This window comes from Flavobacterium sp. (assembly GCF_034111225.1).
Lineage (GTDB): Bacteria > Bacteroidota > Bacteroidia > Flavobacteriales > Flavobacteriaceae > Flavobacterium.
Window position 1 is genome coordinate 73,165 of record NZ_JAWUXR010000016.1, and the last position, 19,461, is coordinate 92,625.

General features: G+C 31.0%; 17 protein-coding genes. 7 read left to right on the forward strand and 10 right to left on the reverse strand.

Annotation, left to right across the window (positions count from 1 at the left end; genetic code table 11):
• Positions 1-38: 38 nt before the first annotated feature.
• From UXY25_RS11525 to UXY25_RS11535, 3 genes are all read right to left on the reverse strand, one after another.
• A complete protein-coding gene (locus UXY25_RS11525; protein ID WP_320816173.1) occupies positions 39-1,070 on the reverse strand; it encodes an asparaginase in 1,032 nt (343 codons plus the stop codon).
• Positions 1,057-2,196: a 1-acyl-sn-glycerol-3-phosphate acyltransferase gene (locus tag UXY25_RS11530; RefSeq protein ID WP_320816174.1), complete on the reverse strand. Its 1,140-nt coding sequence runs from the start codon at positions 2,194-2,196 to the stop codon at positions 1,057-1,059. The genes UXY25_RS11525 and UXY25_RS11530 overlap by 14 nt, the downstream gene beginning before the upstream one ends.
• 64 nt (positions 2,197-2,260) lie before the next feature.
• Positions 2,261-3,028 (reverse strand): TatD family hydrolase, encoded by a 768-nt coding sequence (locus UXY25_RS11535; RefSeq protein ID WP_320816175.1) that lies wholly within the window; start codon positions 3,026-3,028, stop codon positions 2,261-2,263.
• Between the two features lie 51 nt (positions 3,029-3,079).
• Between UXY25_RS11535 and UXY25_RS11540 the strand changes: the two genes are divergently transcribed.
• Positions 3,080-3,517 (forward strand): retropepsin-like aspartic protease, encoded by a 438-nt coding sequence (locus UXY25_RS11540; protein ID WP_320816176.1) that lies wholly within the window; start codon positions 3,080-3,082, stop codon positions 3,515-3,517.
• Positions 3,518-3,592: 75 nt separating this feature from the next.
• Here the strand turns inward: UXY25_RS11540 and odhB are convergent, their stop codons facing one another.
• Together odhB and UXY25_RS11550 are read right to left on the reverse strand one after the other, a co-directional pair.
• A complete protein-coding gene (gene odhB / locus UXY25_RS11545) occupies positions 3,593-4,804 on the reverse strand; it encodes a 2-oxoglutarate dehydrogenase complex dihydrolipoyllysine-residue succinyltransferase (RefSeq protein ID WP_320816177.1) in 1,212 nt (403 codons plus the stop codon).
• A 65-nt stretch (positions 4,805-4,869) separates the two neighbouring features.
• A complete protein-coding gene (locus tag UXY25_RS11550; protein ID WP_320816178.1) occupies positions 4,870-7,650 on the reverse strand; it encodes a 2-oxoglutarate dehydrogenase E1 component in 2,781 nt (926 codons plus the stop codon).
• A 115-nt stretch (positions 7,651-7,765) separates the two neighbouring features.
• Between UXY25_RS11550 and UXY25_RS11555 the strand changes: the two genes are divergently transcribed.
• On the forward strand, positions 7,766-8,311 hold the full coding sequence (locus tag UXY25_RS11555; RefSeq protein ID WP_320816179.1) for a hypothetical protein: 546 nt from the start codon (positions 7,766-7,768) through the stop codon (positions 8,309-8,311).
• A 5-nt stretch (positions 8,312-8,316) separates the two neighbouring features.
• Positions 8,317-8,676: a hypothetical protein gene (locus tag UXY25_RS11560; protein ID WP_320816180.1), complete on the forward strand. Its 360-nt coding sequence runs from the start codon at positions 8,317-8,319 to the stop codon at positions 8,674-8,676.
• On the opposite strand, the gene UXY25_RS11565 is transcribed toward UXY25_RS11560, so the two are convergent.
• Positions 8,673-9,023 carry a hypothetical protein gene (locus UXY25_RS11565; protein ID WP_320816181.1) on the reverse strand — a complete coding sequence of 117 codons (351 nt, stop codon included), beginning with the start codon at positions 9,021-9,023 and terminating at the stop codon, positions 8,673-8,675. The two genes, UXY25_RS11560 and UXY25_RS11565, sit on opposite strands and share 4 nt — an antisense overlap.
• A 58-nt stretch (positions 9,024-9,081) precedes the next feature.
• Positions 9,082-10,056, reverse strand: coding sequence for a polyprenyl synthetase family protein (locus UXY25_RS11570; protein ID WP_320816182.1), 975 nt, complete (start codon positions 10,054-10,056; stop codon positions 9,082-9,084).
• A 163-nt stretch (positions 10,057-10,219) separates the two neighbouring features.
• On the opposite strand from UXY25_RS11570, the gene UXY25_RS11575 reads away from it, so the two are divergent.
• Genes UXY25_RS11575 through UXY25_RS11590 form a run of 4 tightly spaced genes read left to right on the forward strand, consistent with a single transcriptional unit; the run spans position 10,220 to position 16,839 of the window.
• Positions 10,220-10,822, forward strand: coding sequence for a TetR/AcrR family transcriptional regulator (locus UXY25_RS11575; protein ID WP_320816183.1), 603 nt, complete (start codon positions 10,220-10,222; stop codon positions 10,820-10,822).
• 3 nt (positions 10,823-10,825) lie between these two features.
• Positions 10,826-12,169, forward strand: coding sequence for a TolC family protein (locus tag UXY25_RS11580; RefSeq protein WP_320816184.1), 1,344 nt, complete (start codon positions 10,826-10,828; stop codon positions 12,167-12,169).
• A gap of 11 nt (positions 12,170-12,180) precedes the next feature.
• The gene (locus UXY25_RS11585) at positions 12,181-13,344 is read left to right on the forward strand and encodes an efflux RND transporter periplasmic adaptor subunit (protein ID WP_320816185.1); all 1,164 of its coding nucleotides are present in this window, start codon (positions 12,181-12,183) and stop codon (positions 13,342-13,344) included.
• Positions 13,345-13,356: 12 nt separating this feature from the next.
• Entirely contained in the window at positions 13,357-16,839 is a 3,483-nt protein-coding gene (locus UXY25_RS11590) for an efflux RND transporter permease subunit (protein WP_320816186.1), read from the forward strand.
• Between the two features lie 71 nt (positions 16,840-16,910).
• Here the strand turns inward: UXY25_RS11590 and UXY25_RS11595 are convergent, their stop codons facing one another.
• The 3 genes from UXY25_RS11595 to UXY25_RS11605 form a co-directional block, all read right to left on the reverse strand.
• The gene (locus UXY25_RS11595; RefSeq protein WP_320816187.1) at positions 16,911-17,255 is read right to left on the reverse strand and encodes a membrane-binding protein; all 345 of its coding nucleotides are present in this window, start codon (positions 17,253-17,255) and stop codon (positions 16,911-16,913) included.
• Positions 17,256-17,409: 154 nt separating this feature from the next.
• Positions 17,410-18,405 (reverse strand): TlpA disulfide reductase family protein, encoded by a 996-nt coding sequence (locus tag UXY25_RS11600; RefSeq protein ID WP_320816188.1) that lies wholly within the window; start codon positions 18,403-18,405, stop codon positions 17,410-17,412.
• 21 nt (positions 18,406-18,426) lie between these two features.
• Positions 18,427-19,425 (reverse strand): TlpA disulfide reductase family protein, encoded by a 999-nt coding sequence (locus UXY25_RS11605; RefSeq protein ID WP_320816189.1) that lies wholly within the window; start codon positions 19,423-19,425, stop codon positions 18,427-18,429.
• Between the last annotated feature and the right edge of the window lie 36 nt (positions 19,426-19,461).

Consider the following 19,461-nt stretch of genomic DNA (forward strand, 5'->3'; position numbering starts at 1 on the left):
ATAAAAAAAATGATGTATGAAAGTTTTAAAGTGTCTTTTTAATGCATTTCTCCACGTAATGAAGTCTCAAAAATAGTTTTAAAGACAGAACTAGATACATTTTGTCCAAGCAAATACATTAATTTTGTTATTGCTGCCTCTGTAGTTATATTAAATCCTGAAATAACACCTATGCTTTTTAGCTTTGTACTTGTTTCATACTGACCCATAGAAACTGTACCTCCGCTGCATTGAGTTACATTAACAACGTGGATATTTTTATTTATTGCCTCTTGCAATACATCTACAAACCATTTTTCGCTTAAAGCATTTCCCGCTCCATAGGTTTCTAAAACAATTCCTTTTATATTTTTAATATTAATTATTGCATCTAAGACATTTTTATTGATGCCTGGAAACAACTTCAAAATAAAAACATTATTGTCTAATTTTTTATTTACGATTAATTTTTTATTAGGCTGCTGCCTAAGAATAACTCCTTCGTTAACCCTTAGATGCACGCCAGACTCTGCTAGCTCAGGAAAGTTTGGGGACATAAATGCATTGAAATGTTCTGCAGAGATTTTAGTTGTTCGATTTCCACGATACAATTTATATTCAAAATACAGACACACCTCTTGTATTGTGGGCTTTCCTTTTTTTTGCAGTGAAGCAACTTGAATTGCGGTAATTAAATTCTCTTTTGCATCGGTTCTTAAATCGCCTATTGGTAATTGAGAACCTGTAAAAACAACTGGTTTTCCAAGATTTTCCAGCATAAAACTTAATGCAGAGGCACTGTATGACATTGTATCTGAACCATGAAGCACTACAAATCCGTCATAAGATGTATAATTTTCTTCGATTAGAATAGCAATGCTTTTCCAATGCTCAATATTCATATTAGAAGAATCTATTGGAGTTTTAAACGAGACCGTTGCAACATTACAATCTAAAAGATTTATTTCCGGAATATTACTTAATAACTCTTTAAAGTCAAACGATTTTAAAGCTCCAGTTAACGAATCTTTAATCATACCAATTGTACCACCAGTATAAATCAACAAAATTGTTGGCTTAACTGATTGCATTTGAATATTTTAATTTATTAACTACAGGATTAGCATACATTGCCAAAAAACCTTCTTTTAAAGTGTCGTTCCCTGAATTTATTTTAAGCTCTAAACGTCTTTCAAAAAGTTGTTTTTCTTTTTCAGAATATAAATTTGAGAATTTATCGGTGTTGTTTAAAATGTCGTAAGCAATATAATTTGTTGGCCACAATTTATAAGATTGCAAAATAGAATCATCTATTAACTGTGCAACTGCTTGAATTTGTTTATTTGTATTGTTATTTTCAAGGACTATATCGTCTAATTCTTTATCTAAAACATCTCCAACATGAATATGAATTCGCTTCTTCTGACCAATAATTCCACTTAACAAAGTGATGAAATCCTCATTTTTGTCCTTAATATATACCTCATCTTTTGCCTGAGCCAATAACTGAGGCATTTTTAAAGCATCGGTTGGATCGTATTCATAGGAAATAGAAACCGGAACGATTTTAATTTTCTTAAAATAATCAATACAATTTTTTTCATCTGAAGCCATTGCAACCATTTTCAAAACACCTGGATGAGTTGCATCATTTCCATCTTTAGTTCTTCCTTCCCTTTGGGCAATCCAAACTGAACGATTTTCTTTCGAAAGAAGGTGATACATATATTCCGCCATTAATTTAGAACTTTGCAACAATTCTCTTGGCGACAAACCTCTTTGAACTAAGAAATTTCGATTTAACTTAGAAAGCTTTAGAACAAATTCTTTTTGCACCAAGTTATCTCCAATTGCAGAAGCAGTCATAATCAATCCATGATCATATAAAGAAACATTCAATAGTGAAGTATCTAAAATAATATCTCTATGGTTTGAAATAAACAAGTAAGAAGAATTAGGTTCTAGTTTTTCAAAACCAGAAGTAGTTAATCCTTCTGAACTATTTTCTAATATTTTCTGTATAGACTTGTAAACAAAGTTAATTTGAAAGTCACGTATAGAATGTGTTTTTTTTAATTGCTCTTTCCAAGTTTCCTCTTCATCTTCAGGAAAAGTAAAGCTCATCATAGCTTTCATCATAGGATGATTCAACGAGGCACAAAGCGCTTCGTTTACTTCAGAATCATAATAGGGACGAATATTATCGAATTTTGGCATATTGGTTTTAAAAAGTCAATCTACAAATGAACAAAATTTTTGGGAAACGAATGCTTTTTCTACGTTAAATTCCGAAAATTTTCTTTGAATTTTCAGTAGTTATATGAGCAATTTCCTCAACAGCAACATCATAAATACTTGCTAATTTTTCTGCAACTAAATAAGTATATGAACTTTCATTTCGCTTACCTCTATATGGAACTGGTGCTAAATAAGGGGAATCGGTTTCTAAAACTATTTCCTGAAGGTCAATTTCATTTAAAAATTGGTCGATTTTTCCATTTTTAAAAGTAGCTACTCCACCAATTCCTAATTTCATTCCTAACGATATTGCTCTTTGGGCTTGACCCAAATCACCCGTAAAGCAATGAAAAATTCCGAATAAATCTTCTGCTTTTTCACTCTCCAAAACTTCGAAAACCTCATCAAAAGCATCGCGACAATGAATATTAATTGCTAATTTATACTTCTTAGCTAATTGAATTTGATGTTGGAAAGCATGTTGCTGTTGTTTTAAAAAAGTTTTGTCCCAAAATAAATCAATTCCTATTTCGCCAATTGCTTGAAACTTTCTCTTTTCTAATTCCTTTTCAACATGAGCCAATTCGTCTAAATAGTTTTCTTTAACATAAGTAGGATGCAAGCCCATCATTAAAAAAACATTTTCAGGAAATTGTTTTTCTAAATCATACATCTTTTGTGTATAAGAAGAATCAATTGAGGGAACAAAAAAGCGAGAAACTCCTTTTTGAATTGCTCGTTCCATCATATCGTTTCTATCTCCATCAAATTCTTCCGAATATAAATGAGTATGCGTGTCTGTTAGTATCATTAATTTGTTTTTCAAAGTGCAAATTTACAAAGATTAAATTACTTTTGGATTATGGAAGACTTACAAGACTTTTTAAAAGGTAAAAAATACAAGAAAATTAAGTTTACTGTTTTAAAAACCCAACATTTAATGATTAAAGCTAAAATTAATTCTTTTAGTGGAAACTTTATACTTGACACTGGCGCAAGTAACAGTTGTGTGGGAATTGAAGGAATTGAAAAGTTTCAATTATTTGCAGAAGCTTCAGAAACAAAAGCTGCTGGAGCTGGGGCAACTGGCATGGAAACACAAATTTCTAAAAGCAATATTTTACAATTGAGCAGATGGAAATCGGAAACTTTAAATTTAGTGGTTTTTGACATGAGTCACGTAAACGAAGCGTTGAAAAGTTACAAAACTAAACCTGTTGACGGCATTATTGGTGCTGATATTTTATTAAATGGAAAAGCAATTATTGATTATTACAATCATTATTTATATTTAAAATAAGTTTGACCAAAAAGTTCACAAATAAAAAATCCCAATCATTAGATTGGGATTTTTCTATTTATTTATTTTGAAATACTATAATTCTAATGCTTTCTTAGGATTGTTATCTAATAATAACTCCATAGGGTTTTCTAAAGCTTCTTTAACCGCAACTAAGAAACCAACTGATTCACGACCATCAATAATTCTATGGTCGTAAGAAAGCGCTACATACATCATTGGGTGAATTTCAACCTTACCGTTTACTGCAATTGGACGCTCAATAATGTTGTGCATTCCTAAAATTCCAGATTGTGGAGGATTGATAATTGGAGTAGACAACATACTTCCAAAAACACCACCATTTGTAATAGTGAATGTTCCACCTGTCATATCATCAACCGTAATTTGACCGTCACGAGCTCTAATAGCTAATCTTTTAATTTCAGCTTCCACACCTCTAAATGTTAAGTTTTCAGCATTACGAACAACAGGAACCATTAATCCTTTTGGTCCTGAAACTGCAATTGAAATATCAACAAAATTATAAGCCACTTTATAATCACCGTCCATCATTGAATTCACATCTGGATATAATTGTAAAGCTCTTGTAACTGCTTTTGTAAAGAATGACATATATCCTAAACCTACACCATTGTGTTTTGCTTTGAATTCGTCTTTATATTGGTTACGAATAGTATTAATAGGCGTCATGTTAACTTCATTAAAAGTAGTTAACATAGCTGTTTCGTTTTTAGCCGCAACTAAACGTTCAGCTACTTTTCTACGCAACATTGAAAGCTTAGATCTTTCAGAACCACGGCTTCCTCCTGTTGGAGTTCCCATTGACGGCACTGCATTTACTGCGTCGTCTTTAGTGATTCTTCCATCTTTACCTGTTCCTACAATATCAGAAGGTTGAATGTTTTTTTCGTCTAAAATTTTACGAGCAGCTGGAGAAGGAGTTTGAGAAGCATATGTTTTTTCTGCAACTGGCGCAGCTTTAGGAGCTTCTTTTTTCTCTTCAACTTTTGCTTCTGTTTTAGCCGGTGCGTTTCCTTCAGGTCTTGCTGCACTTGTGTCAATTAGACAAACAACTGCTCCTACATTTACAGCATCACCTTCTTCTGCTTTAAGTGTAATAATTCCACTTTCTTCAGCTGGTAATTCTAATGTAGCTTTGTCTGAATCTACTTCAGCAATAGCTTGATCTTTTTCTACATAATCTCCATCTTGAACTAACCAAGTTGCGATTTCTACTTCTGTAATTGATTCACCCGGTGAAGGGACTTTCATTTCTAAAATCATATCTTAATAATTTTAATCTTTTAAGGACTTATCTATTTGTGTGTTGCTACTCTAAAGTAGTTGTTTTATTGAAATAATGTTTTATCAAAAATCATTGCTATTGCATTAGCTTGACGTCTTTTTGAACGCTCATAACTTCCTGATGCCGGTGCACTATAAGCTTTTGGCGAAGCTAAACGTAATTTCACCAAATCAAAATTCATTAACATAAAACTATATGCCCCCATGTTTTTAGGCTCTTCTTGCGCCCAAACATAATCATTTACATTCGGGTAACTCGCTATAACTTCTTTAATTTGCTCTATTGCCAAAGGAAATATTTGCTCTAAACGCACCACTGCAACATCGTTTCTTTCTAATTCTCCTCTTTTTGCAATAATATCGTAATATACTTTACCCGTACAGAAAACTAGTGTTTTTATTGCTTTTTTATCTGTAACATTTGGGTCGTCTAATATTTCTTGGAACTCACCATTTGTTAAATCTTCAATTTTTGAAACGGCTAATGGATGACGTAATAAACTTTTTGGAGTAAACACAATTAATGGTTTACGAAAGGTTGATTTCATTTGTCTTCTTAACAAATGGAAGAAGTTTGCAGGCGTAGTACAATCTGCAATATACATATTGTGTTTTGCACACATTTGTAAATAACGCTCCATACGTGCTGATGAATGCTCTGCTCCTTGGTTTTCGTATCCATGAGGCAATAAGAATACTAATCCGTTTTGATTATTCCATTTATCTTCTCCTGCAGAAATGTATTGGTCAATCATAATTTGAGCTCCATTTGAAAAATCTCCAAATTGTGCCTCCCAGATTGTTAATGTATTTGGAGATGCTAATGCATAACCATATTCAAAACCTACAACGCCATATTCCGACAAGTGTGAATTGTAAATATAAAAGTTGCCTTTTTTATCTTTTATCTCGTTTAGTAAAACAACCTCTTCTTCAGACTCTTCAACTTTAACAACAGCATGTCGGTGAGAGAATGTACCTCTTTCAACATCTTGACCTGAAATACGAACGTCATATCCTTCTTTTAACAAAGAACCATATGCTAATAATTCACCCATTGCCCAGTCTAAATTATCATTTTCGAAATACATGTTATTTCTGTCCTTGATAATTTTAGTAATCTTACTAATGAATTTTTTATCTGAAGGCAATTCGCAAATTGTTTTTGCAATTGCTGTTAATTCTTTTTTATCAAAAGTTGTATCGATTTTTTTAAGCATTCCCTCATCAGAAACTTTGTCAAAATCCTTCCAAACCTTTTGCATAAAAGGAGAAATAACCGTTAAATCTTTTTTACGAGATTCTTCAAGGTTTTCATCTAATTTAGCTTTGTATTTTAATTCTAATTCTTTTACATAACCAGCGTCAATAACGCCGCTTTCTTTTAATTTTTCCGCATAAATATCGCGTGGATTTTTATGTTTTGAAATTAACTTGTAAAGTTTTGGTTGTGTAAAGCGAGGTTCGTCTCCTTCGTTATGACCGTATTTTCTATAACCTAATAAGTCAATAAATACATCTCCACCAAACTCCATTCTATAATCTAATGCAAATAACATTGCGTGTACAACTGCTTCTGGATCATCTGCATTAACATGTAATACTGGTGATAAAGTTACTTTTGCAATATCTGTACAATAAGTAGATGAACGAGCGTCTAAATAATTTGTTGTAAAACCAACTTGATTGTTAATTACAAGATGGATTGTTCCACCTGTTTTATAACCATCTAAATTTGCCATTTGAATAATTTCATAAACTATACCTTGACCAGCAATAGCTGCATCACCGTGAACGGCAATTGGCAATACTTTTGAAATATCATTTGGATGATTTCTATCTTGTTTTGCTCTAGCAATACCTTCAATTACTGCACCTACTGTTTCAAGATGCGAAGGATTTGGCGCTAAATTTAAATTTATTTTCTTTCCTGAACTTGTTACTCTATCAGATGTAAGACCCAAATGATACTTAACATCACCATCAAAATGCATATCATCATCATAATCTTTTCCGTCAAATTCAGAGAATATGTTTTGTGTGTTTTTTCCAAATATATTAGCTAAAACATTTAAACGACCACGGTGTGCCATTCCCATAACAAACTGCTCAACACCTTTTTCAGCTGCGGCTTCAATTAATGCATCTAAAGCAGGAATAGCTGACTCACACCCTTCTAATGAAAAACGTTTTTGTCCTACGTATTTTGCATGAAGGAATGTTTCAAAAGAAACAGCCTCATTTAGCTTCTTTAAAATATTTTTCTTTTGGTCTGCATTAAAATTTGGCTGGTTATCATTTAAATCCAGTCTATTCTTAATCCAATCTTGTGTTTTAGGGTTACGAATATACATGTATTCAACACCTATAGACTGGCAATAAACACGTTCTAAATGCTTAATAATATCTGCCAAAGTACTTGGAGGCATGTTTATTATTTTGGCAGCGTCAAAAACAGTATTTAAATCTGATGAAGCTAATCCGAAATTCTCTAACGCTAAAGTAGGAGAATATGTTCTTCTGTCTCTAACTGGATTTGTTTTGGTAAACAAATGTCCGCGAGTTCTGTAGCCCTCAATTAATCGGAGCACATCAAATTCTTTTTGAGTTTTTTCAGAAAATTGTCCGTTTGAAGAGCCTCCAGACGCAATATTTGCAACTTGTTGACCTACCTCATCAGAACCATAGCTAGCTTGCCCAAAGTCAAATCCTTGGAAAAAACTCCTCCAACTTGGTTCTACGCTATCTGGGTTTTGTAAATATTGTTCGTATAAATCTGCAAAAAACGCAGTGTGTGCGGCATTTAAAAAAGAAAACCTATCCATATTTGTTGTCTAAAACGACGTTTTGGTTAAAAAATCTATGCAAAAATAAAACATTTGTGATAATCTTTTAAAGATTTTTATACTTTTATATCATTAATTTTTTAGAAATCGATTTATGAAAAAGAATTCCTTAACAAATTTAACATTTTTATTGCTTTTTGTGTTTTCAATTTGCAATGTATTTAACATTACTGCCCAAGGTTTAAATGAAAACAAATCAAAAAGTGATTTTTGGAATCATGTACAGTTTGGAGGTGGTCTAGGATTAGGTTTTGGCAGTGGATATACAAATATTACAATTGCGCCAAGTGCGATTTATAATTTTAATGAAAAAGTTTCTTTAGGTATAGGAACACAGTACAGTTATGTAAACCAAAAAGGGTTTTACAAATCTAATATTTATGGAGGAAGTATTATTGGACTTATTAATCCAATTGAACAAATTCAACTTTCGGCAGAACTAGAACAATTAAAAGTTAATAATTCCTATCTAACAGGTGGAGGAAGTATTAAAGATGGCTTTTGGAATACTGCTTTATTTATTGGAGCAGGTTACAGAGCTGAAAATATTACTATTGGTCTTCGCTATAATGTTTTACACAAAGACAGAAACAATGTGTATGTAGACGCTTTAATGCCTTTTATTAGAATTTATTTTTAACGAATATGAAAAATGTTTTATTTTTAATTCTTTTTGGATGTCATTTCAGTTTTTCACAAAATCCCGCTCTTTCAAAAAGCTTACAAAGCTATAGCTTCGATAAAGAAATTTCATTTGAACCATTCGAATGTAAAGCTTCTTTTACAAACCAAAAAAACAATCTCACTTTTTACAACTCTACTACTGGCATTAATAATACATATACAAAAGTTGGTGAAAATTATTTTCAAAGTAATATAAAATCTTTCTCAACAATAAACATATTAGAATTAAACAGGATAAATTCATTTAATCCAAATGGCACTAATGATTTTGGAAACGCTTTGATTTTTGGTGTGTTAAATTTAATTTTAGAAAAAAACTAATATTTATTTCTAAACCACACTTTTTGCCATTCTCTTTTTAAAATCAAGAAAGTAACTTGCTCGGAAAGCTCAGAAATATCAGAACCATCTAACTTTTTTATTTGTTCTTCAGATACATCGATAATGTAAAGGAGGTTTAAATATTCAGCAAATTTGTTTTGAATCAGTTTATATATTTTTTCTTGAACACATTCTTTAAAATGTAATGGAAAAACATCTAACGGAACATCAATAGCTTCATTCGCTAGAGCAAAATCTTTATTCGTTTGCTCAATAAGCTTAAAATACAAGTGTTCTTCTTCTGCTTGAGAAATTAAAGAATCTATATTTTTTGGAAATTCAAACATAATTTTTTAAGTGCAGTTTTAATTTAATTTTTGAAACTGTACTTGCTTTTTAAAATTGTTAAACATTTCTATTCATAAGTTGTTCTCCAAATTTTCTCAAAATTTTCTTTTTATCTTCAGAAATATCAATTTTAGAAAGTATTTCGAAAGATTTTTGAGTATAGTTTAAAATTGCATCTTGTGTCGTTGCACTTGCTCCAGACTCGTCAAAAATTGTTTTTACTGAAGCTATTTTGTCGCTATTATCTGAAGGCTGTACAGAAAACAAATGCGATAACATTTCTTTATTTTCTGGTGTTGAGAACTCCATTGCTTTTAAGTAAAGGTATGTTTTTTTATTTTCAATAATATCGCCTCCTATTTGTTTTCCAAAAGTTTCAGGGTTTCCAAAAGCATCTAAATAATCGTCTTGTAACTGAAATGCAATTCCAAGGTTAATTCCAAAATCATAAATTAAATTGGCATTTTCTTCAGAAGTCTCGGCAACAATTGCTCCCATTTTCATGGCTGCACCAACCAAAACCGCTGTTTTATACTCAATCATTTTTAAATACTCTGCAATAGTTACATCATCACGAGTTTCAAAATCCACATCATATTGTTGACCTTCACAAACTTCAAGAGCTGTTTTACTAAACAACTTTGCTAATTGGTGAAAAACAATTGGTTCATACTCTTCAAAATATTGATAAGCTAAAATTAGCATTGCATCTCCCGAAAGAATTCCGGTATTTAAATCCCATTTCTCGTGAACCGTTTCTTTACCTCTTCTTAATGGGGCATCGTCCATTATATCATCATGAATTAAGGAAAAATTATGAAACACCTCAATTGCAGTAGCTGCATTTATTGCTTTATTGTAATCAACATCAAAAATTTCTGTAGTCATAAGGGTTAAAACAGGGCGCAACCTTTTTCCTCCTAACGATAAAATATAAGTTATTGGATCATATAGACCCTTAGGCTCATTTGGGGTAGAAAGAGACTTGAAATGCGTAGAAACAATTTCTTGATATTGAGCAATTGAATGCATAAAAAACAAAGAATTAGAAAATGAAATACAAATTAAGTCAAAAAAAAATGAAATAAGAAACATCAAAATACATATTTAACAATGTTAAATAAATGTAAAACTTTGGAAACTTTTTTTGTTTTAAAAGTTTTCTACATATTTTTGCACCATAAAATTTATAAAAATGAAATGTCCAATATTAACTAAAGCTACAGAAATGTTTTTGACCTTAGGTTTTAAAAGCGTGACTATGGATGATATTGCTTCGGAAATGGGTATTTCTAAAAAGACAATTTACCAACATTTCTCAACAAAACCAGATCTTGTTAAACAAGCCACTTTAGAATTGTTTGAATCTATTTCTTGTGACATTGACTCAATAAGAGAATTGAAAAAAGACCCAATCGAAGAGTTGTTCGAAATTAAAAAAATTGTTTCGCATCATTTGAAAAACGAAAGCGTATCATCAATTTATCAATTACAAAAATACTATCCTAAAATTCACGCTACATTAAAGAAAAAGCAATTTGAAAAGATGGACGATTGTGTAATTAAAAATTTAAACCAAGGAATTCGTTTAGGACTTTATAGAAAAGAAATTAGAGTTGATGCAATTGGCAGATTTTATTTTGCTGGAATGACTTCCATAAAAGATGTTGATTTATTTCCGGCAACTATGTTTGATGTAAAAGAATTACAAAGCCATTATTTAGAATACCATTTAAGAGGTATATGTACCACAAAGGGATTAAACAAACTAGAACAATTATTAAAAACAAATAGTTAAAAAATGAAACATAGTATAATAGTTACTTTATTGCTGTTCATAAGTCTTTCAAATGCTCAGGAGAAAAAAGAAAGTTTTTCTTTTTCGCTTGATCAAGCAATTGAATATGGTTTAAAAAACAATTATGCCGCAATTAATGCTGGAAAAGACATTGAATCGGCAAAACAAAAAAAATGGGAAACAACAGCTGCGGGATTGCCTCAAATTAATGCAGGATTAGATTATAGTAAAAACTTTGTGTTTACACAACAAGGAATTTCTGGCAATGCTTTTAATCCAGGTGGCGATCCAAATGCGGTATCTACAATTGCCTTTGGAACAAAAAACAGCATGAACGCTAGAGCAAGTTTGAGTCAACTTATTTTTGATGGTTCCTATATTGTTGCACTACAAGCTTCAAAAACATATTTGCAATATTTTCAAAACGCCAAAACAAAAACAGATAATGATATTCGCGAAATGGTTACGAATTATTATGGAAATGTCTTACTAGCAGAAGAAAATATTTCAATTCTTGAAAAAAACAAAGCAACGTTAGAAAAGAACTTGTTTGAGGCAAAAGAAACGTATAAAAACGGGTTAATTGAAGAAGAAACTGTAGAGCAGATTCAAATAACGCTTGCGTCAATAAATAGTAGTTTAAACAATGCATCAAGATTAGTTGATATATCAAATAAAATGCTGAAAATCACATTAGGACTTGATATTGATGATGAGTTAATTTTAACAGAAAAACTAGATGACTTAACCATTAAAAATGTAGATCTAACTACTACTAATCAGTCATTTAATGTAAATGGAAATGTCGATTATCAAATTGCAGAAAATTTTAAAGAACAAAGAAGACTAGAATACAAAACTCAAAAAGCTAGTTATTTACCTTCATTAGCAGCTAATGTTAACTTTGGTTATAATGCTTTTAGTAATAACTTTTCGTTTTTAAATCAAAACCAACAATGGAATAATTTTTCTAATCTTGGTGTCAGTTTAAATGTGCCAATCTTTAGTAGTTTTGGTAAAAGAGCAAAAACACAACAAGCAAAAATTGCATTTGAGCAAGCTCAAACACAATTAACTGAAGCTGAACAAATGCTTAAACTTCAATATGATTCAGCAAAAAGTAATTATGAATATAGCATTGAACAATATGTTACTTCAAAATCAAATTTAAAATTAGCTGAACGAATTGAAAACAAACAACAAATCAAATTTAAGGAAGGTTTATCAACAAGTTTTGAATTTACAGAAGCCCAAAGACAACTTTATTCAGCTCAACAAAATTACCTTCAATCTATGATTGATGTAATCAATAAAAAAACAACATTAGACAAATTAAACAACCAATAATCAATACAACAATGAAGAATATATTTACAATACTAATAGCATCACTTATTATATTATCATGTGGTGGCGATAAAAAAAATTCAACAACTTCTGTAATTGAAAACGGAACTCTAGAGCAATTAAGAGCTAAAAGAACCGAATTAATTCAACAAGCAGATGCTTTAAACAAAGAATTAGCACTTATAGATGATGCAATTGGTGAAAAAGATGATAATCATAAACTAACTTTAATTACGGTTATTTCCGCAAAAGATACTGTTTTTAACCACTATTTAGAGTTACAAGCAAATGTTCAAACCAAAGAAAACATTGTTTTGAATGCTGAAATGGGCGGAATATTACAACAAGTTTATGTTACTGAAGGTCAAAGTGTGACTAAGGGACAAACTTTAGGTAAAATTGACGATGGTGGATTGGGTTCTCAATTAGCACAAATTGAAACTCAAGCATTATTAGCAAAAACCACTTTTGAAAGACAACAAAATTTATGGAATCAAAAAATTGGTTCTGAAATTCAATATTTACAGGCTAAAACAAACTATAATGCTCAACTAAAAGCAGTAGCTCAAATAAAGTCTCAGTTAACTAAAACAACCATTAGAGCTCCTTTTACAGGAACTATTGACAATATTGTGACAGAAAGAGGAAGCGTAGTAGGTCCTGGAACTCCAATCATGAGAATTGTAAGTCTTACAAATATGTATTTAGAAGCAGAAGTGCCTGAGAAAAACATCAGTTCTGTTAAAAAAGGGTCAGAAGTAATTGTAAACTTCCCTGTATTAGGAGAATCATTAAATACTAAAGTTACTCAAGTAAGCAATTATATTAATCCCGAAAATCGTTCGTTTAATATTCAGATTGCAGTTCCTAATAAAAATGGAAAAATAAAACCTAATTTGACTTCAAAAATTCAAATTAAAGATTATTCAAATCCAAAAGCAATAACAGTTCCTATTAGCATTATTTCTGAAAATGCTGAAGGAGAGCAATATCTTTATATAGCTGATAATCTTGACAAAGACGGAAGTGCTATTGCTAAAAAAATAATCATCAAAACTGGTCAATCTCAAAATGGTTTAGTAGAAATTACTGAAGGAATTAAAGATGGTGATCAAATTATAAATGAAGGTGCTCGTAGTGTAAAAGACGGACAAAAAGTATCTATAATTAAATAACAGAACTAAATTATGAGTACTAATAAAACAGAAAAAGAATTTAAATTATCGTCTTGGGCCATCGAAAACAAGATGACCATTTATGTAACGATGGTTATGTTCTTGTTTTTAGGATTGTCAGCATATTACGGCATGCCAAGAGAAGATTTTCCTGAAATTAAAGAAACTAAAATATACATCAGTACGGTTTATCCCGGAAACACTGCAGAAGATATTGAGCGTCTTATTGTAGATCCATTAGAAGAAGAACTTAGAAACGTAAGTAACGTGGTAAAAGTTCTATCAACTTCGCAAGAAGATTATGGAATTATTACGGTAGAATTTGACGAAAAAATAACGGTAGAGTCTGCAAAACAAAAAATAAAAGACAAAATTGATGCAAAAACAAGCGGTGAAGACTGGCCAACATTTAATGGTGCTAAAGTGGAACCTAGTGTTTTTGACCTTAACATGTCTGAAGAAGTTCCTATTGTAAACATCAATATTAAAGGAGATTATCCAACTGATAAATTAAAATTATTTGGCGAATATTTAGAGGATAAAATTGAAGCTTTAGACGAAATTAAGCAAGTTGATATTCGTGGAGCACAAGAAAAAGAAGTAGAAATTGCGGTTGACATCTATAAAATGATGGCTTCTAGAGTAAGTTTTGACGATGTAATCAATGCGGTTAGAAATGGTAACGTAACCATGTCAGCAGGAAATCTTATCTCTAACGGACAAAGAAGAACCATTAGAATTTTAGGAGAAGTAGAAAACCCTTCAGAATTAGAAAATTTTGTAGTTAAAACTCAAGGTGGAGCAATTTACTTAAAAGATATAGCAAAGGTTACTTTTAAAGATGTAGACAAAACTACTTACGCAAGAGAATTTGGCAAAAGAGTTGTTATGCTAGACGTTAAAAAACGTGCTGGTAAAAACATGATTGAAGCTGCAGAAAAAATTAAAATAATAATTAAAGATGCACAAGAAAACGCATTTCCAAAAGACTTAAAAGTAACAGTAGCAAATGATCAATCTTCAAGAACTTTAAATCAAGTTGATGACTTAGTAAACAATATCATTTTTGGTATTATTTTAGTTGTTGGTGTTTTAATGTTTTTCTTAGGGTTTAGAAATGCACTTTTCGTTGGGTTTGCAATTCCAATGTCTATGTTCATGTCGTTTATGATATTAAATGGGCTTGGATATACTATGAACACCATGATTCTTTTCGGATTAATTATGGGACTTGGAATGCTTGTTGATAACGGAATTGTAGTCGTTGAAAACGTTTACCGATTAATGGAAGACGAAGGCATGAGTAGAATTGAAGCTGCTAAAAAAGGTATTGGAGAAATTGCATTGCCTATTATTATTTCAACAGCAACAACGGTAGCTGCTTTCGTTCCACTTGGAATGTGGCCAGGAACAATGGGGCAATTCATGATTTATTTCCCAATAACCTTATCAGTTGTTTTAGGTTCATCATTATTTGTAGCTATATTTTTCAACTCGGTAATGGTATCACAATTTATGGATATCAACGAGAAAATATTATCTAAAAAAGCCTTAATTAAATTGACATTTATTCTTGGCGGATTGGGTCTTTTCATCTTAATTTTTGGAGGAGCGATGAGAGCATTAGGTTCAGTAATGATCTTTACTGTAATTATGTTCTGGATTTATAAGTACGTTGTAAAAGGATGGACACTTTCATTCCAAAATAATGTACTTACAAAATGGGAAAACTGGTATGAAAGCGGGTTAAAATTCTTCTTATCTGGCAGAAAACCGTTTCTTGTTGTTGGTGGAATGGCATTGATGTTCTTTGTAATTCTAGGATTATATTTTGGCTGGAGCGTTGGAAGCGGAAGAACTAAAGTTGAGTTTTTCCCAGACAATACACCTAATCAAATTATTGTTTATGTAGAATATCCACAAGGAACTGACATTGCAAAAACAAATGAAATTACTGAATCTATTGAAAAACGTGTTTATGCAGTTGTAAATTCTGCAGAATTTATAAATACAGAAGATAATACAAATTATTTAGTAGAAAGTGCTGTTGCTCAAGTGGGCGAAGGTGCTGGTAATCCTCAAACAGATGGTGGTTCTTCAGCTGAAATGCCTCATAAAGGGAAGATCACGGTTTCAATGAGAGAATATAAATTTAGAAATGGTTTAGATTCTGAAGATCTTCGTAAAAAAGTACAAGAATCTTTAAAAGACATCTATCCTGGAGTTTCTATTTCGGTTGAAAAAGATGCCGTTGGTCCGCCAGCAGGTTATCCAATTAATATTGAAATAAAAGGTGAAGATTATGCAGAATTAATAAATACTGCAGAAAAAATGAAAGACTTCTTAGATTCTAAAAACATTCCGGGTGTTGATGAATTAAAAATTGATGTAAACAAAGGAAAACCAGCTATGAAAGTAGTGGTTGACAGAGAAAAAGCTGGTGAAATGGGAGTTTCTGCCGGACAAGTTGGTAATCAATTACGTCGATCAATCTTTGGAGAAAAAGCAGGGATTTACAAAAAAGATGGTGAAGATTATGACATCTATGTTCGTTTTAACGAAGAAAACAGATACAATAAAAGCGCTCTTTTTAATCAAAACATTACTTTTAGAGATATGGCTTCTGGTCAAATAAAAGAAATTCCGGTTTCTACTGTAGCCTCACAAAAGAACACTTCATCATTTAGTGCTATTAAGCATAAACAAACGAAAAGAGTTGTTGTTTTGTATTCAGCATTAGCTCCTGGATTTACAGATGCTGGTGCAGCTGTAGCTCAAATTAAAGCAGAAATGGAAGCTGATTTTAATGTTTCTAAATCAATTGAGATTGATTATACGGGACAGCTAGAAGAGCAAGGAAAACAAATGGCTTTCTTAATGGGTGCTTTATTTACAGGTTTATTCTTAATTTTCTTAATCTTAATTTTCCAATTCAACTCGGTTTCAAGACCAGCCATTATTATGGTTGCTGTATTCTTGAGTTTTATTGGTGTATTCTTAGGATTAATGATCACGGGCTGGCCGTTTGTAATTATGATGACCATGATGGGGATTATATCATTAGCCGGAATTGTAGTAAACAACGGAGTAGTACTACTCGATTATACCGATTTATTAATTGCTAGAAGAAAAGAAGAGTTAAACCTTCCTAATGATGCTCAGTTAGAAAAAGAAGAGGTTTTTAATGCTATTGTTACTGGTGGAAAAGCGCGTTTAAGACCTGTATTGTTAACAGCAATTACAACGGTATTAGGCTTAATTCCATTAGCAATTGGTTTTAATATTGATTTCTTTAGCTTATTTGCTACAGGTAATCCTCATATTTATATGGGTGGAGATAATGTTATCTTCTGGGGACCTTTAGCTTGGACTGTAATCTTTGGATTAATCTTCGCTACATTCCTAACTCTAGTAGTAGTCCCTGTATTATTTTACTTAGTTAATCTATTTAAAATATGGTTAAAGACAAGAAAGTTAAAAACGATTCAAGAATAATTATTAAATAATTAAGCATAAAAAAAGCTCCTAAATAATTTAGGAGCTTTTTTTATGCTTAATTATTTTTTTTAGTTGTTTACTAATGCATCTTGAGACCATTTTTTAACAGCATCAATTTTACTTTTAGAAAAATCAACTTCACTTAAAGATTTATCATTCCAAAAGAACCATTTTCCAACTTTGGCTCCATTTTCATATTCACCAATTGTTTGTTTAGCACCAACTTCAGTATATGAAGTCCATTTACCATGTAACTTTCCTTCTAAATAAAAACCTTCTTGTTTTATTTGACCATTATCATGATAATATGTTGCTTTTACCATATTATCTACTATTTCGAATTTTGGTTTAACTTCTTGTGCAAAAAACATTCCTGAAACCAATAACGCAACTATTAAAATTATCTTTTTCATATTTTCTTTTATGTTTTAATTAATATTATAATAACAAATATAAAAAATAATTTACACTAACCAAACTTTTTCTTAACAATTTGGTAACATTGGATTTTTTAAAACAAAAAAGCCAATGTTTTTTACATTGGCTTTCCTATCTAATTTTACAGAATTACTTTAATATATTGTCAAACAATTCAATTAAAGATGGAGAAGAAGGTCTTGGTGCATCAGCATTAACAATTTCTCCGTTTGGTCCAACAAGAATAAATCTTGGAATTCCGTTAATTTTATAATCTTGAACAAACTTAGATTTCCAATCAGCCTCTGCTAACAATTGAATACCGCTTAATTCTTTTTCTGTGATAAATTTAGACCATTTTTCTCTGTCAGAAACTCTATCAATAGATAAACTCACAAACAAAATATTTTTTCCTTCATACTTTTTTTCTACCTCTTTTAAGAACGGAATTTCAGCAATACAAGGGCCACACCAAGTTGCCCATACATCAATATAGATGTATTTCCCTTTCAAATCGGCTAATGAAGTTGTACCTCCTTTTAAATTTTCAAAATTAAAATCTGGCGACATACTACCACTTAACTTTTTAGCTTCTAAAGTTTGCATATAATACGCTTTTAAACCATTTAAAGATTGTTCAGTCTCTTTAGAATAATTATCAGCAAATATTTTATCTAGTGACTTACCTTTTAAGGAAGCTAATACTTCCACTTTTCTTTCTTCAAACAACTTACTAAACACTTTCTCCTCAGAACTTAATAAAGTCTTGTAATCATAATTTTGAGAGTCTATCAAAGATTTTATCCAAAAATTATTTTCATCTGCTCCTTTACCTTTATAAGTAATTGATTGATATTCTTTTTTTGCATCCATATTCAAAACAAGGTCATAACCGTTTTTTAAATATAATTGCACATACATCTTACCATCATACATTTGATAAAACCCTTCTTCAATTTTAAAAGTGCTTTTAAAAACCCCTTTTTTATCAGCAATTATAATTTTAGAAAATTGATTTCCTCCTTTAAACATTAAAGTATCGCTGTTTCTATTTTCAATTTTTGCTGTAAATGTTACTTCATCGTCTCGTAAAAAAGTAAACGATGAAAAAATGGTTACTAAAATTAATAAAATTATTTTGTTCATGCTTTTTAAAGTTCTTAAAAATTACTTATTCAAAAGGCTTTCAAACAACTCAACCAATTCTGGTGACGAAGGTCTTGGAGCATCTGCACTTACAATTTCTCCATTTGGACCAACTAGAATAAACCTTGGAATTCCGTTAATTTGAAAATCTTTTACAAATTGTGAATTCCAATCGTTATCAGCAAATAATTGAATTCCTCCAAGTTCTTTATCAACAACAAATTGTTTCCACTTATCATGGTCTTTAGCTCTATCAATAGAAATACTTACAAATTCAATGTTTTTAGCATGATAAGCTTCTTCTACCCTCTTTAAGTGAGGAATCTCAGCTCTACATGGTCCGCACCATGTTGCCCAAACATCAATATAAACATATTTACCTTTTAAACTCTCTAACGATGTTTTTCCGCCTTTATGGTTTTCATAGTCAAAAGTGGGAGCTTTAGCGCCATTCATTTTTCTTACTTCTAATCCTTTTTGGTAATATTCCGCTAGACCTTTCATGCTTTTTTCGTAATCTTCTTTATATTTCGAAACAAAACCAGCATCTAATTTAACGCCTTCTAAAGAAGTCATCACCTTGGACTTTCTCTCTTCTAATAATTTCTTAAAAACTTCTTCATCAGAACCTAATAAAGTGTCATAATCATATGCTTGAGATTCTACTGCTGATTTTACCAAAAAGTTGTTTTCATTGGCACCTTTACCTTTAAAAACTATTGATTCATCAAATTTAGCTGCATTCATATTTAAGGTCAAATCAAAACCATTTTTCAAATATAATTGAGCATACTCTTTACCGTCAAACATTTGATAAAAACCTTCTTCGATTTTAAAAACACCATTGAATTCGCCATTTTTATTTACTACTAAAGTTTTAGAAAAATTATTTCCCCCTCTAATTATAAGGCTATCGCTGTTTCTATTTTTAATTTTTGCTGTAAAACTTACCTCATCTTTACCTAAAAAAGTAAATGATGAAAAAGCAATTACTAAAACTAATAAAATTATTTTCTTCATGATATAAATGTATTTTTCGTAAAGTTATTTATTTTT